This is a genomic window from Natronobacterium haloterrestre (assembly GCF_900112205.1).
Lineage (GTDB): Archaea > Halobacteriota > Halobacteria > Halobacteriales > Natrialbaceae > Natronobacterium > Natronobacterium haloterrestre.
This window is the reverse complement of sequence record NZ_FOKW01000005.1, coordinates 46524-60089: the sequence shown is the minus strand read 5'-3', so window position 1 is coordinate 60089 and position 13566 is coordinate 46524. Positions and strand designations below refer to the sequence as shown.

12 protein-coding genes are annotated in these 13566 nt (G+C 68.1%); 4 read left to right on the top strand and 8 right to left on the bottom strand.

Annotated elements, in window-relative coordinates; genetic code table 11:
• Positions 1-123: 123 nt before the first annotated feature.
• On the bottom strand, positions 124-432 hold the full coding sequence (locus BM113_RS11000) for a non-histone chromosomal MC1 family protein (RefSeq protein WP_007141523.1): 309 nt from the start codon (positions 430-432) through the stop codon (positions 124-126).
• A 232-nt stretch (positions 433-664) separates the two neighbouring features.
• On the opposite strand from BM113_RS11000, the gene BM113_RS10995 reads away from it, so the two are divergent.
• The 3 genes from BM113_RS10995 (at position 665) to BM113_RS10985 (ending at position 2889) form a co-directional block, all read left to right on the top strand.
• Positions 665-862 (top strand): hypothetical protein, encoded by a 198-nt coding sequence (locus BM113_RS10995; RefSeq protein WP_006674053.1) that lies wholly within the window; start codon positions 665-667, stop codon positions 860-862.
• 180 nt (positions 863-1042) lie between these two features.
• Positions 1043-2041: a DUF7551 domain-containing protein gene (locus BM113_RS10990; RefSeq protein WP_089787969.1), complete on the top strand. Its 999-nt coding sequence runs from the start codon at positions 1043-1045 to the stop codon at positions 2039-2041.
• A complete protein-coding gene (locus BM113_RS10985) occupies positions 2041-2889 on the top strand; it encodes a DUF7260 family protein (RefSeq protein WP_089787967.1) in 849 nt (282 codons plus the stop codon). Before BM113_RS10990 ends, BM113_RS10985 begins: the two co-directional genes overlap by 1 nt.
• Before the next feature lie 42 nt (positions 2890-2931).
• On the opposite strand, the gene pheT is transcribed toward BM113_RS10985, so the two are convergent.
• The 3 genes from pheT to BM113_RS10970 form a co-directional block, all read right to left on the bottom strand.
• Positions 2932-4641: a phenylalanine--tRNA ligase subunit beta gene (gene pheT / locus BM113_RS10980; RefSeq protein WP_089787965.1), complete on the bottom strand. Its 1710-nt coding sequence runs from the start codon at positions 4639-4641 to the stop codon at positions 2932-2934.
• On the bottom strand, positions 4641-6155 hold the full coding sequence (pheS, locus tag BM113_RS10975) for a phenylalanine--tRNA ligase subunit alpha (protein WP_089787963.1): 1515 nt from the start codon (positions 6153-6155) through the stop codon (positions 4641-4643). Before pheS ends, pheT begins: the two co-directional genes overlap by 1 nt.
• Before the next feature lie 339 nt (positions 6156-6494).
• The gene (locus BM113_RS10970; protein WP_089787961.1) at positions 6495-7844 is read right to left on the bottom strand and encodes a hypothetical protein; all 1350 of its coding nucleotides are present in this window, start codon (positions 7842-7844) and stop codon (positions 6495-6497) included.
• A 102-nt stretch (positions 7845-7946) separates the two neighbouring features.
• Between BM113_RS10970 and BM113_RS10965 the strand changes: the two genes are divergently transcribed.
• Entirely contained in the window at positions 7947-8333 is a 387-nt protein-coding gene (locus BM113_RS10965; RefSeq protein WP_089787959.1) for a histone acetyltransferase, read from the top strand.
• 93 nt (positions 8334-8426) lie between these two features.
• On the opposite strand, the gene BM113_RS10960 is transcribed toward BM113_RS10965, so the two are convergent.
• From BM113_RS10960 to BM113_RS10945, 4 genes are all read right to left on the bottom strand, one after another.
• Positions 8427-10034, bottom strand: a complete 1608-nt coding sequence (locus BM113_RS10960) for a tryptophan--tRNA ligase (protein WP_089787957.1) — start codon at positions 10032-10034, stop codon at positions 8427-8429.
• A 135-nt stretch (positions 10035-10169) separates the two neighbouring features.
• Positions 10170-11351 (bottom strand): tubulin/FtsZ family protein, encoded by a 1182-nt coding sequence (locus BM113_RS10955; RefSeq protein ID WP_089787955.1) that lies wholly within the window; start codon positions 11349-11351, stop codon positions 10170-10172.
• Positions 11352-11432: 81 nt separating this feature from the next.
• Positions 11433-12539: a tRNA-intron lyase gene (gene endA / locus BM113_RS10950; RefSeq protein WP_089787953.1), complete on the bottom strand. Its 1107-nt coding sequence runs from the start codon at positions 12537-12539 to the stop codon at positions 11433-11435.
• A 62-nt stretch (positions 12540-12601) separates the two neighbouring features.
• Positions 12602-13375 (bottom strand): endonuclease NucS domain-containing protein, encoded by a 774-nt coding sequence (locus BM113_RS10945; RefSeq protein WP_089788346.1) that lies wholly within the window; start codon positions 13373-13375, stop codon positions 12602-12604.
• Positions 13376-13566: the final 191 nt, after the last annotated feature.

Here is a 13566-nt window from a genome sequence, read left to right as displayed (position 1 = left end):
CGAGTTCACGGCGCGTTCGGCGGCTGTGCCGTCGCCACACTCGCGGGGACCGAGCTCTCGTCCGCGTTACTGCTCGTTGTCACAGCCGCTCGAGCGGGTGTGAGCGTGAAAAAGGCCGGACTCTCACTCGTCGAGGTGTTCGATTCCCTTCTTGGAGACGTTGGCCTCCGTGATCTCCTCGGGCATCCAGTCGGGCTTGTCGTCCGGTGCGGTCTCTTCCCAGGCCCAGCCGTCGTAGATGTGGACCTTGTCGGTTCCCTTCTCGCGGAGTCGGAGTTCGACGCGCTCGGCCTCGTCTTCGCTCGAGCCGGGCTCGAGTCGCCGGGCTGCCTTGAGCGCCGCCTGTCGGGGAGTGTTCCCCGAGAAGACGCTCGACTCTTCGCCGTCCGATTCTCGCAGCGCAAAGTTTCGTTTCCCGTCTTCGCGTACCATGGTTTTCGCCTCCGTGTCAACCCAGCGCACGGGATAGTATAAAGATATCCCCGAAAATCGACCGACTGCGTCGGTATCTTTAAGTGGTTACGGACGTCACTTCCCCGCAGTATCCGGTCTCCGGCGGCCGAGGCTTTTGTCCGGAGAACGGTTTCGTGTCCAGTGACCGGTCGTTGGCGGGTAGAAAACACTTAAGTATATCCTACGGCGAAGTTCGTCATAGAATCCCGCGATGGTTCGGAAAAAGAAGCTGAGTCCAAGCGGTGCGAAAGACGAAGACGGCAACTACCACAACGTCCATCTGAATCTCCACGAGGACGAACTCGCAGTCGCGGGCATGGATATCGGCGACGAGGTCTTCGTCCGGGTACGGGACGGTAAAATTATCATCCAGAAAGCGGACGAGGAAGAAGTCGAACACGAGTTCTAATACGGCCGTTCTTTCGCGAACCGAGTACACTCTGGAGCGATAGGTCCGCCTGCATCGACTGCGGTCCGGTCCGGTTCTTCGCACCACCAGCGGGGACCGACAGTTCAAAGCATGGCCCGTCGCCAGTCGTTTAGGTTCACCTAAACTATTTATGGCAGCCAGCATTTAGGTTGACCTAAAATGGTTGGAACGACGCTCGAGGATATTCGTCAGTACGTCACGTCGCTCTCGAGCGATGCGGGCCGGTACTACCTCGTCTGCGGCCGGACCGGCGAGCAACCGGTCCCGGCGGCGGGACTGTCTTTCCGGAATCGGCCGGTTGCCAGGGCCGCGGCGCGAGCGACCGAACAGTACAGGGCAGCACTTCGACGCTACGATCCGAGTCTCCCGACCTACGACGTCATCGTCTGTGAGCGGAACCGAGAACCGGCGGGGGACTCCCCCAACTCGTCGTCGGAGAGCACACGGGAGCGGGCCGAGCAGAGTACGGCTCCGGAGCGTCCGGCGTCGACCGAATCCTTCGGCGACGGTTCGTTGATCGACTTCTGTCACGCCGTCGCCGGGGCGGTGTTCGAGGCGATCGCCGTTTCTGCCCACGACGACCTCGAGAACGCGATCATGGACACCTACTTCGATGTCGCCGAGCGTATCGAGCACACCGACGAACTCTGTCTGTGCCTGCTCGAGAGCATGGCCGCGGAGATGGCGGTCCTCGACCCGACCGAGCAACGAGACCTTCTCCTCGGAGCCGCCCGGCGGCTTCCCGCTTCCCCGCCGGCGGAGGACCCGCTCGAATCGACGCTGGCACAGTTGCAGGGGTCGGCGCTCCTCGGAGCATACACGATCCGGTCCCGAACGGTCGAACCGGGGACTGGCGCGCGCTCGTGGACGGTTACTATCGACGACTACGCACTCGACGAACCCGTCCCGAACGCTGGCAACGGCGGCATCGTGACGCTGCCGATCTCGCTCGAACTCCTCCGCCGATCCCCGAGCCGTAATCTGGCTATCGCCGGCGCTGAGACCGGCGCTGAGACCGGCGCTGAGACCGGCGCTGAGGCTGACGCTGAGACCGGCGTCGAGTGTGGCTCCGATCCGTCGACCTATCGGGCGACAGTTACGACCGATCCGATGGATCGCTCCCGAGGACTGGTCCTCGCGTCCGGGGTGACCCGCTGATGACCGACGCCGTTCCTGCGTTACTCGAGAACGCAACGGCGCGGGTCACGGACGAACGGGAAGCGGTGTCGGAAAAACTGTCGGCGGTCGACCGGTTCGCCAAAGGCGTCGATGCCCTTCCGGCGGTGGCGGCGATGTCTTCGTCGCCCGCTCGCGCGACCGCCCGCATCGCGGATGGCGGCCGGGCCGTGCCCGCTTCGACTGTTGCCACCGTTCGCTCCGCACCGATAGCCGATAGCGAGACAGCCAACGCCGACCGCCGAGCGGACGTTCGCGATCTGTTCGCGGAGACGATCCGCCCGTACAGCGTGGCGGACGTCGACGACGCCGAGCCGTTGTCGGCGACTATCGCGGAGGAACTCGGCGACGACGTCGCGGTCGCACTCGCCCCCTCGACCGACCGCCGGTTCACGTCCGACCTGAAGCAGGTCGTCCTCTCGGCGACTCGTCGACGCCGCGCCGAACTCGAGGCGATGGAACGCGCCCTCGACACCGAGGCCGAATCGCTCCGCTCGAGCGCCGACGCGGTCGCCGAGATCTGCGCGTGGCTCCTCGAGGCCGACGAGACCCCGCTTTCGGACCTGGGGTTCGAGGCACTGTGCCGACGTCACGACCGGCTCGCGGAGCACCGGGCGACGTGCCGACGTCTCCTCGAGCGTCGGCAGTCGGTCCTTGGAGAAACGGCGGCATCCGGCGCTACGGCGGGCCTGGTCCATCGCTCGCTGGTGACCTATCTCTATCGCGAACTCCCGTCGGCGTACCCGGTCCTGTCGACGGTGGTTCGACTGCTCGAGCGGTGCCGGGAGTGTCAGCGGGTCGTCCGGGATCACCTCACCCGCCGGGTTTGAGTCGGCGATCCGTCGATCCGTGGTTGCCTACCTACCGCCCCGCTACCGGAGCGCCGCGAGGTCGAACTCGAAGCCGGCCACCGGCACCTCGAGGTCGTGCTCGACGAGCACCTTCGGATGTACCTCGCCGATGACGCCGACCTCCTCGCCGTCGATGACGACGCTCGCCGTTCGACCCGAAATGAAGGTCGGGTGGTCCGTCGGCGGCGTCTCCAGATCGACGTCGAACTTCCGGCAAAGCGCCTGCAGTCGCGCCTTGGCGTCCTCGTAGCCGGCCTCGTGGCTCGCGAGGACGGCCCCGACGCGGCGCCGTTCGGCGACGCCCGTATTTTCGCTCTCGTCGACCTCCGCGGTGAAGCCGATCTCCGCTAAGTCCTGCGGGTACGCGCGGTGAGTGTTGCGCTCCAAGACCATCAGCAGCGAGGGCGTGACCCACGTCCGCAGCATGGTGAAGTCCTCGCTGTATGGACCCTTGATCGTCGCCGGCTCCCCGGCGCCGTAGACGTCCTCGCCCGGCTCAACGTCGAGGCGCTCGTAGTTCTCTTCCTCGCTGATCATGTGGAAGTTCAGCAGGTCCTCGAAGCCCAGCCCGACGAGTTGCTCGCGGACCGATCGCTCGAGGCGGGAGCGCTCGTGGCGGCCGCCGACGGTCCCGACGTCGGGGTACTTCGGCTCGAGGTCGTTGAAGCCGTAGGCCCGGCCGAGGTCGTCGATGACGTCCAGCGGGTGGAGGACGTCGACGCGGTACGGCGGGATCGTGACCTCGTAGACCAGATTGCCGTCGTCCTCGTCCTTCCCGGCCTCGAGTCCCGACCGCTCGGCGAGGTCGATCACTTCTTCGGGGTCGAGGTCGATCCCGAGGATGGTCTCGATCCGGTCGTGAGCGACCGTCTTGGTCTTCGTCGAGAGGTCGGGGCGGACGACCTCGTGATCCGGGTACTCGACTCGCACCTCCTCGAGGGTGGCTCCCCGGGCGGCCAGCGCGTAGCAGACGATGTTGAGCATCTTGTCGATCGTCCACTGGTCCGTGCCGGTCATCTCGACGAACAGGTCCCGCGAGTCGGTCGAGACTTCGGTGCGCCGGCCGTTGATCACCGGCGGGAACGAGAACAGCCCGAGGTCGTCGTAGATCGCCGGATACCGCTCGTACTCGCTGACCAGATCGGCGTACGTCTCGCCGGTCGGGTGGTCCTCGAGGACGTCCGCGGGCGTCATCTCGCGGTCCGAATCGAGGGGGACGAACGTGTCCTCGTCGGGTTCGAGGCCGACGTACTCGATCGTCGGGGTCCCCTCCGTGGCGGGGCTGCCTTTTAACATCGTCAGATCGTGGATCCCGATCGCGCCCTTCGCGCGCTTGCGACCCATCGTCGCGTGGAGCTTCTCCTGAAGCTGGATCAGCGAGTCGAGGCCGTCCTCGTCCAGGTCGACGTCGCGGATCACCGCGCCCGTAACGTAGGGCCGTTCCTCGGGCACCGACTCGTCGACCTCGATGGTCCACTCCGCGGAGTTGGTCGAGGGGACGTGCACCCCGCGGGCGTCGCCGTACTGGTAGCGCAGCGAGCGGGCGACCCCCTCGACCGAGAGCCGGTCGAGGCGGTCCGGGGCGAACTCGAGTTCGAACTCGCCGTCCTCGGTGCGGCCCTCGAACTCGAGGCCGAGGCCGAACAGGTCCTCCTTGAGTTCCTCGTCGGCTTTCTCCTCCTTGCCGGTCAGGTCGCGCAGTTCGTCGGGGTCGATGTCGACCGTGGGCATCAGTAGGTCACCTCCGTGTTCCGCAGCAGTTCGAGGTCACACAGCGTCCCGTGGATGTCGCGGATGTCTTCGAAGCCGTACATCAGCATCAGCAGTCGCTCGAGGGCCAGCCCCCAGGCCATCACGTCGCACTCCACCCCGAGGGGCGCTAACATCTCCTCGCGGAAGATGCCCGAGTTGCCGATCTCGACGAGTTCGCCGGTCGTCGGGTGGGTGCCGAACAGTTCGAACGACGGCTCCGTGTAGGGGTTGTAGTGGGGTTTGAACCGGATGTCCTCGATGCCGAACTGGGCGTAGAACTCCTCGAAGGTGCCCATCAGGTCCCGCACGGAGAGGTCCTCGGCCATCACCCACCCCTCGATCTGGAAGAACTCGAGCAGGTGGGTCGGGTCCAGCGTGTCGTTGCGGTAGACCTTCTCGACGCTGAAGAACCGCGCGGGCGGTTCGATCTCGCCGATCTCCTCCCCCGACAGGTACCGCGTCGACAGCGAGGTCGTGTGCCCGCGCAGGGCGAGCGCCCGCGCGAAGTCCTCGTCCCACGGCGAGTGGTACCCCTCGCCGTCCTCGCCGACGCCCTCCCGGTGGGCGCGCTCGACGTCCTCGACGAGTTGCTCTGGGAGGTCGTCGATGTGGGTCGGCTCCTCGAGGGCGAACCGATCCCAGTGGGTGCGGGCGGGGTGGTCCTGGGGCATGAACAGGCAGTCGTTGATCCAGAAGTCCGCGTCGACGTGGGGCCCCTGCATCTCCTGGAAGCCCATGCCGACGAGGACGTCCTTGACGCGTTCGGCGGTCTGGCGCAGGATGTGGACGTTGCCGCCGTCGACGCGCTCGGCGTCGGCCTCGACGTTGTAGTCGGCGAACTCGACGTCTTCCCACTCGCCGCTCGTGAGCAGTTCGGGGGTGACCTGTCCGACCGTCTCGGCGGTCTCGACGCCGGCCATCAGTTCGGTGACGCCGTCGTCGGTCAGCGTCACCTCGCGGGCGGTCGTCTCGACGACCTCGACGAGGCCGCGCCGCTCGAGGGACTCGAGGGTGTTCTCGTCGACGTCGGTGTCGGCGTCCTCGGCGGCGAGTCCCTCGAGCGCCGTCGCCTCCGCGTCGGCCGCGGGTTCGGCGTCGGGGTCGGCGGTGATCTCGCCGCTGTCGATGACGCCGTACCCCTTCCGGGCGTAGTTCGAGAGCGCGATGTCGACCGCGTTGCCCTCGAGGCCCGATCGGCCGATGACCTGGCCCATCGAGACCGAATCCTCGTCGGCACCGGCCTCGAGGGCGGCCTCGTAGAGACGTACTTCCGGCAGTTCGTCGGCAGCGTACTCCTGGCCCTCCTCGGTGAGTTCGATCGATTCGTCGACGCGCTCCTCGACCGTGACGAGTCCTTCCGCCTCGAGTTCGAAGGCCGCCCCGGTGACGGTCTCCGGCGGGAGGTCTGTCGCCTCGGCGAGGGCGTCGACGGACGTTGCCTCGTCCGCGCTCGCGGCCTCCAAGACCGCGACCTGTGATTCTGGGAGTTGCATTCGCTTGGTTAGATGGCTGCGTGGCGGTCAGTTAGCGGTTCCGACTCGCGTCGGGGACGAGTTCTGGCGGCGAGTCAGGCGGTCGCGCCCGATCGTGCGGCCCCGATCCGCGACGGACGGTTTCGCCGCGGCGACCCGGTAGGGACGCCGCGGGTCCACCGTCTCGAGTCCGTCAGAAGAAGCCGAAACCGAATCCCGACTGCGTGCGCTGTGGCTGGCTGGCGGTGGCGACACCGGCACGAGCGAGGGATTCGGGTGCCATACACGTTCGATTCGGGACCGAGGGCAAAAACGTTGCGGGACGGTGGCACGGTCCGTAGCCCCGGCGTCGGACCCGCACTATCCGTTCGACAGCCGCGTCGTCTCGAGCGAGCCCGAATCGACCCAGACGAAACCGGACTGTTCGGCGGCGGCTTCGGCCCGGCGAACCGCACCGGGGTCGAACTCCTCGGCGAACTCGATGCGGGTCTCGTCCGGTTCGGCGGCCGGGAGTTCCGGGAGGAAGTCGTCGTCCTCGAGCAGCCCCCGCACGGAGACGTCGCCGCCGGCGCCCAGCGCGGCCCCGAGCGCCCGATAACGGTCGTTCTCCGTCTCCCACTCGACGTCGCTGCCGAAGGCGTCGTTCGAGACCCGCGCGGTATCGACGGTTCCGGAGAGCGAGCCGAATTCGGGGTTCCCTTCGCTCGAGTCGGCTTCACCTTCCTCGCTATCCCGGGCGGCCTCCGATTCCCGATCCGCCCCCTCGACTCCGCCCTCGCACCGGGCCTCGTCGTCGCTTCCGTCGTCCCCGCTCACGCGCGAGACGGAGGGCGACCCGCGCAGTTCGAACCCGTCGGTCCCCCTCGAGGTCGCGTCCGAGTCCTCCGTGCTCCGGTTCTGGGTCCGGGTCGACCCGGCTTCGGCCTCCTCGATCAACGACGTCCCGTCCTCGGTCGGTGGCGTGCTCGCGTTCCGTTCGCGGTCGGCGGCCCAGCCGGGCCAGGGGCCGTCACCGTTCGCGTTCACGCTCGCGCCCTCCGCCGATTCGTCCCCGGCGTCGGGAACGTAGGCCTCGAGTCGAAGACCGTCCTCCGGGAGCAACGGCCGGTCGAACGGTTCGATCCGCGGGCCGTACCGCTCCCGGAGGGACTCGAGTTCGCGGCCGTCGACCAGCGCGGCCCGCCAGCGGTCGACGCCGTCGGAGAGCAGGACGAACCGTGCGTCGGTGCCGGCCAGCAGCGATTCCTCGATCGCCCACAGGACGGCGGGCAGGTTGTCCGTCCCCAGGGGCGTGTCCGGGTACTCGAAGGAGGCCTCTCGCCGGCGGCCGTCGAGGTCGGCCGCCCGCAGTTCCAGGCGCACCCGCGGGCCGGCCGTGATCGCCCGCTCTAAGTCGAACGACCAGCCGATCGATTCGAAGACGCGGGTCAACTCGGCCGCGAGCGTCTCGCGGGGGTACCGCGCCGAGCAGTTGATTCCGCGGGCGCTGCGTGCGATAACCTCCCGCAGGACGGCCGTGCGGTCACGGCCGTCCGAGAGGACGTCGGCGAGGGCGGCCTCGAGGGAGTCGGCCGTTCCGGGTTCGCCGGTTCCGTTGCCTGCACGACGCTCGACGTCGGCGGGCCTGACGCCGAACGCGCCGAGCACGTCGGCCGCGAGGAGGTCGTCGGCGGTGGCGTCGCCGTCGTCGTCGGAAGGAGGGCCAGCCATCACCCTGGACAACCACGACCCGTCCAATATAAGTTCGTCAGACGCTGGGTCGCGAATCCGACCGTAGCTTTATGACGTCTCCGGAGCCGATTCGGAACGCCCATGACGCGGTGCCTGCCCCGTGCCGAGGTTCGCCCCACCCAGCTGTATCTCTCGAGCGAGAAACTCGCCGGCGTGCTCGAGTGGTTCGAGTTCGACGAGCCGGAGTACGAGCCGCTCCCGGCCTTCGAACACGGTGGCGAGTGGTATCTCGCGGACGGACACACCCGAGCGTTCGCGGCTTCGCTCGCGGGCGCGGACGCGATCCGGGTCGAACGCGACCCGTCGGTCCGCGAGACGTACGACTTCGAGGTGTACCGGCGGTGTATCGAGTGGTGTCGCGATGCAGGAGTCGAGACGGTCGACGACCTCCACGGCCGGGTCGTCGGTCCCCGGGCGTATCGAGAACTATGGGTCGAGCGGTGTCAGCGAGTCGGTGACGACGGCTGATACGGATCCCTGTCCCGATGTACCGGCGCGACCGCAGGACGGGACGGGTCACGGCCGCGTCGGAACTGACGTACAGCAGTCCGTATGAACCGGTCAGCGACGCCGGGGCGACTCGAGTTCGATGTCGGTTTCCTCGAGCAGTTCCTCGACCTCCTCGCGTTTCTCCTGGTGTTCCTCGAGGAATTCCTTCATCAGCTGTGCCGCCTGCTCCTTGCAGTCGCCACAGAGTCGCTCGCCGCCGACGCACTCGTCGTAGACGCGCTTGGCGAACTCGTCGTCGTCGCCGGACAGCAGGTAGGCGTACAGCTCGTAGACTGGACACTCGTCCGCGCGGCCGCCCTTCTCGCGCTGTTTCTCGGCGGTCTCGCGGCCGCCCGTGGTCGCGGCCTTCACCTTGCTGTAGCCGTCTTCGGGGTCGTCGAGCAGGGAGATGTGTGAGGCGGGGACGGAGGAGGACATCTTGCCGCCGGTCAGCCCCGTCATGAACCGGTGATAGATCGAGGACGGCGGCCGGAAGCCGTAGCCGCCGTTCTCGACCTCGACCTCGCGGGCCAGTTCCTCGGCCTCGTCACGGTCGATCTCGAAGGCGTCGACGTGGTTCTCGTAGACCCGCTTCTCGCCGTCGATCGCGTCGATCAGCGCCTCGAAGGCCTCCTCGGTCGCGCGCCGGTCGAAAAAGCGAGTGCGCGGCCGAAGCGGCTCCATCCCACCCTCCTCGAGTTTCGTCAGCACCGAGTCGAGGGTGGCCGCGTCGACGGCGAGGTCCTCGAGGGGCGTCTCTTCGAGGGCCTCGGCGACGTGCGTACATCGCAGGGTGTCGTCGTCGAAGTCCGCGGGATCGAGCCGCTCGTGGAAGTCGGCGACGAGGTCCCGTTCCTCGGGCTCGAGTTCGAAGCTGGCGTAGGCCTCCGAGACCTTGAAAAAGCGCATCCGCTCGGCGAGGTCCCGGGCGAGCCGGACGTGGGGGTCCTGATCGGGCCCGACCGGGATCACCGTCGGCTTGGGCTCCTCGAGTTGCGGGTAGAGGATGTCGGCCATCTGGGTGACGACCGACTGCATGTGCGAGACGTCGGTCTCGCCGTCGAAGCCGTAGATCGACTGGAACTCAGAGAAGTTCGCCTCCGCGCCGAGGTCGAAGGCCAGGTCCTGCAGTTCGCGGTTCGCGGACTGCCGGTAGAGGGTTCCCTCCTCGGGGTCGAAGCCGAGCGCCAGCAGCGAGAGGAGGTAGTCACGGGCGTGTTCGTCGATCTCTTCCCAGGTCATCCCGCGGGCCGCGTTGGCCTCGAGGTCCGCGATCAGCGCGTAGGCGTCGGCCCCCTGCTGCTGGTGCCAGATGATCTCGTCGAAGACGAGTTTGTGGCCGATGTGCGGGTCGCCGGTCGGCATGAACCCGGAGAGGACGGCCGCAGGTTCGTCGTTTTGCATCGCCTCGGCCACGGGCCGGTAGTCGCGGTGGCCGAAGATGACTCCCCGTCGCATCAGGTAGTGGGGGTTGGGTACCTCCTCTAAGATCTCGTCGAACTCCTCGATGCCGAACTCCTCGAACAGTTTGCGGTAGTCGGAGACGGTCGAGGAACCCCACGGGTCGAGCGCGACGTCGTCGGCTCCAGCAGCGCCGCCGTCCGGCAACGGTTCACCCGATTCGCTTCCAGTGATCCCGGCGGTTTCCGGGGCCTCCTCGCGTGGATCGTCTCCGCTCATTATCCTCGGTTTGGCGCTCCGGCGCGCAAAAGCCTTCGCCTTCGGGCCGGCTTCCCGTCCACCGCGCGCCCGACCTGCCGAATCGGCGGCTGCTCGAGCACGAAAGGGAAGAATACCGTCCCGAAACCCGTGCCGTTACCGGGCCGTCTCCCGGATCGCCTCGAGGCGCTCGACCGGTTCGACGCCGGCAAACAGGATCGTCGCGAACACGCGGTCACCGTTCGGCCGCGGTGCGTCGCCGCCGAGCAACTCCCGCGACCCGGTCCTCGACTGCACCGTTCGTCGGCCGTCGGAGATCGCCGTCCGGTTGAGCCAGGCTGGCGGCCCGCCGACGATCACCATCGTGGCGTCGGCGTTCTCGCGGTCGCACTCGAGGGTAAGCTTCCCGTTGAGCGCCTTGCTGATCGTCGTTTCCACGGCGCTGACCGCCGATGCGGTGTCGACGTTCGACTCCGTCGAGAACAGGCCGAGCCCGAACCGGGAGCCGCCGTCGTCGGACTCGACCTCCTGTTCGCCGTACCCAAGCGTCGCGACGAGGGTGTCCTCGCCCCCGTCGAGGACCCGTGCCACGTCGCTTGCGTCGATCACGGTTTCGGCGACCTCGCCGTCGCTCTCGCTCGCGGCTCCGGCGGAGAAAAACGCCGCGACCCGGGTCGCGAGGTCGCGGTTGAGCCGGTCGCGCCCCTCCGCAAGACGCTCGCCGGTGCGGAGCCAGGCCTCGTTGTCGAAACACAGCACCGCGCTCGCGAGGCCGTCGAGCCGTTCGAGCGTTCGGGCGGCGTTTTCTTCCGCGAGCGGGCGGGTGTGGTCGTCCGTGTCCTCGGGCTCGTCCGCATCTTCGGTCCCCGCCTCGGACTCCGGTACGACCCCCTCGACCAGGGGATCCTCCGGCGGCTCGAGTTCGCGCTCGGCCGGTACCGTCGCGAGGACGTAGACCGGCTTGTCGTACACCGCCCGGAGCGTCGCGACGAGTTCCGGCGCCGTTCCCCCGCCGGTCGCGCCTCCGAGTCCCAGGACCACGAGGAAGGCGTCCGCGATCGAGGGCCGTCCGTCGTCTAAGTGCCGACTGAGTTCGTCGACCGACGCGTCACCCACTTCGAACCCGCGCTGGAGGTTCCCGTTGAGCCCGTTCCGGATCGTCTCGCCGTACCGGTGCCGGTTCGACTCGGGAATCGCCTCGAGCGCCGCCAGCCCGTCCGTATCGGTGTCGAACGCGAACGCGTCGCCCACGAACCGGTGATCCGCCGGCTCGGCCGCCAGAATCGCGTCGGCGATCCGACACCCCGCGCCGCCGACGCCGATCACCTCGAGTTGCATATCCGGACCTATCACATGGGGAGGGTTTCACAGTTCCGTTCGCGGCCGCCGACGGTGTCGACCTCGAGACCGTCGGTCGCGTTACGGTGTTAATCGCTCGAGGGACCACCACTCGACGTCGGCGTCGTCGGCGTCGTCGGCGTCGTCGCCCTCGTCGTCGACCAGCGCGAACACCATCGTCTTGCGAACCCCGTGGGCGAGTCGGACGTCGAGCGCCAGGTCACGGGGCTCGAAGACGTAGTCGGCGGGATGAACCCGGATCAGCAACTCGGAGTGACCCAGGTCGTCGACCGACTCCACGTCCGCGTAGGTTCGGAAGTCCGCGCCGAACTTGTAGCCGGTCTTCGGGACGACGCCTCGCTCCCGCAGGGCCGTGTAGACCGCCAGCCGGCGGTCGAACCGCTCGCCCTCGACCTCACGTCCCCGCCCGCGGACCGTCGACGGCTCGAGGTCGATCGCCCCCCGCTCGGCGAGGGCGGCCGCCTCGAGCAGCGAGCACTGCAGGGTCGGCTCGTCGTACTCCCGGCCCTCGAGTGGCTGGCCGTAGAACGCCCGCTCGTAGAGGTCGACCGGGGGGTCCCAGACGACGACTCGGTCCTCGAGCAGGTCGGCCTCGCAGGGACTGTCGGGGAGGACGTCCGCCGAGTCGGAACCCCCGGTCGGGTCCCGGCGATCGACGTCGAAGTACGTGATCTCGCTCTCCTCGTCGACGACCGCGAGGACGCCCGGCGCGAGGTCGCCCGCGGGCACGTCGGTCCGCTCGCCGATCACCCGCAGCGCGTAGGCGATCTCGCCGTCGCCGGGGCCCTTGCCGCGGGGGAAGACCGCGAAGTCGACCGGGCCGGCGGGCGGGTCGTCGATCCACGGCTCCGCGGCGGGCGAGAGGTAAAACCCTCGTTCGCGGAGGTCGGCGTAGACCAGGAAGCGCACGCCGAAGTCGTCGCCCGGTTCGCGGGCGACGAACGCCTGGAAGTCGAGCCGTTCGCCCGTCTCCTCGTGGACGACGGCCGCGAGGTCGCCCCGATAGAGGAGGTGTGCCGCCTCGACCGGCGAGAGGGCGATCTCGTTGCTTCCGTTCCCGTCGGGGAGTGGATACCCGTACCCCCGCGAGTCGTGATACCGTTGGCGTGCGTCGCTCCCCACGGTGACGACGCCCGCGGCCTCGTCGAACCGCCCCTCGAGTTCCATGTCCGGGCGTTGGCCGTCGGACACTAAGTGGCTGTGGATCGCTCGCTCGCGGCCGCCGCCGGTCAATCGTCCCCGGTCGCCTGCTCGGGCGACCGCTCCCCGATCGGATCGCAGGTGGCGTCGAGACACCGCGTCCCGCTGCCCGTATCGAAGGTCGGCAGGCCACAGCGACACTGTCCGTCGATCACGCCCGCGGGCATCGCGAACCCGGTGTCGCAGTCGGGGTAGTGCTCGCAGCCGGCGATGAGTCCGCCGCGTCGGAGGATCCGGAGGTCACCGTCACAGTCGGGCTCGGGGCAGTTCCACTCGCGGTCGAACGCTTCGGAGACCGCCTCGTCCAGCGACTCGCAGTCCCGGTCGAGACAGACGTCGAACGCGAGCCCCCGTTCGACGCGCATCCGCGGGAGCCCGCAGTCGCAGTTGCTCGCGTCCCCCCGGATCGTCGCGTCCGTGGGCACGCCGTAGTGATCGCCGCAGTCGACGCAGTGGACGCCGTTCGAGCGGACGAGTGCGCCCCCGCAGTCGGGGCAGGTGCCTACGACCGGGCCCGCAACCGAGGCGGGATAGTGGGCGAATCCGTCCTGATCGTGGGCCGCGATCCGGAGCGTCTGCGTGTCCTTCTTCGCGACGAGGGTGAAGCCGTCCGCGCGGTCGCTCGAGACGCTGTCGGCGCGGGTCAGCCACGCGACGGGCTGGTAGCCGTCGATGTCGTGGACCAGCACGGTGTTGTCGGGCTTGACGACCGTCGTCATGCGGCCGCGGTACTCCTGGCGGTCGGTGCCTTCCGTGATGACGGTACAGTCGCCCGCGAGGACGCGGATCGCGTCGTCGATCATAGGATCGGTGGCCGCGGGTTCGTATTTAAACTCGCGGTCGGACGCGGGCGACATCGCGTCGCGGTCGGCTTTCGCTGATTCCATCGCCCGTCCGGACTCCGTCCGACTCCGACGAACTCGGCGACGGACTGCTAGTCGGCTGATCGGTACGGAACCGGAAAATCGGAGATAGTCGGATCGGTCGTGGCGAC

Coding starts and splice junctions, on each gene's coding strand:
- BM113_RS10960 (WP_089787957.1), bottom strand. CDS start 10,034: ATGAGCGGAGACGATCCACGCGAGGAGGCCCCGGAAACCGCCGGGATC.
- BM113_RS11000 (WP_007141523.1), bottom strand. CDS start 432: ATGGTACGCGAAGACGGGAAACGAAACTTTGCGCTGCGAGAATCGGAC.
- BM113_RS10965 (WP_089787959.1), top strand. CDS start 7,947: ATGACGCGGTGCCTGCCCCGTGCCGAGGTTCGCCCCACCCAGCTGTAT.
- pheT (WP_089787965.1), bottom strand. CDS start 4,641: ATGCCCACGGTCGACATCGACCCCGACGAACTGCGCGACCTGACCGGC.
- BM113_RS10955 (WP_089787955.1), bottom strand. CDS start 11,351: ATGCAACTCGAGGTGATCGGCGTCGGCGGCGCGGGGTGTCGGATCGCC.
- BM113_RS10985 (WP_089787967.1), top strand. CDS start 2,041: ATGACCGACGCCGTTCCTGCGTTACTCGAGAACGCAACGGCGCGGGTC.
- BM113_RS10945 (WP_089788346.1), bottom strand. CDS start 13,375: ATGATCGACGACGCGATCCGCGTCCTCGCGGGCGACTGTACCGTCATC.
- BM113_RS10995 (WP_006674053.1), top strand. CDS start 665: ATGGTTCGGAAAAAGAAGCTGAGTCCAAGCGGTGCGAAAGACGAAGAC.
- BM113_RS10970 (WP_089787961.1), bottom strand. CDS start 7,844: ATGGCTGGCCCTCCTTCCGACGACGACGGCGACGCCACCGCCGACGAC.
- pheS (WP_089787963.1), bottom strand. CDS start 6,155: ATGCAACTCCCAGAATCACAGGTCGCGGTCTTGGAGGCCGCGAGCGCG.
- BM113_RS10990 (WP_089787969.1), top strand. CDS start 1,043: ATGGTTGGAACGACGCTCGAGGATATTCGTCAGTACGTCACGTCGCTC.
- endA (WP_089787953.1), bottom strand. CDS start 12,539: ATGGAACTCGAGGGGCGGTTCGACGAGGCCGCGGGCGTCGTCACCGTG.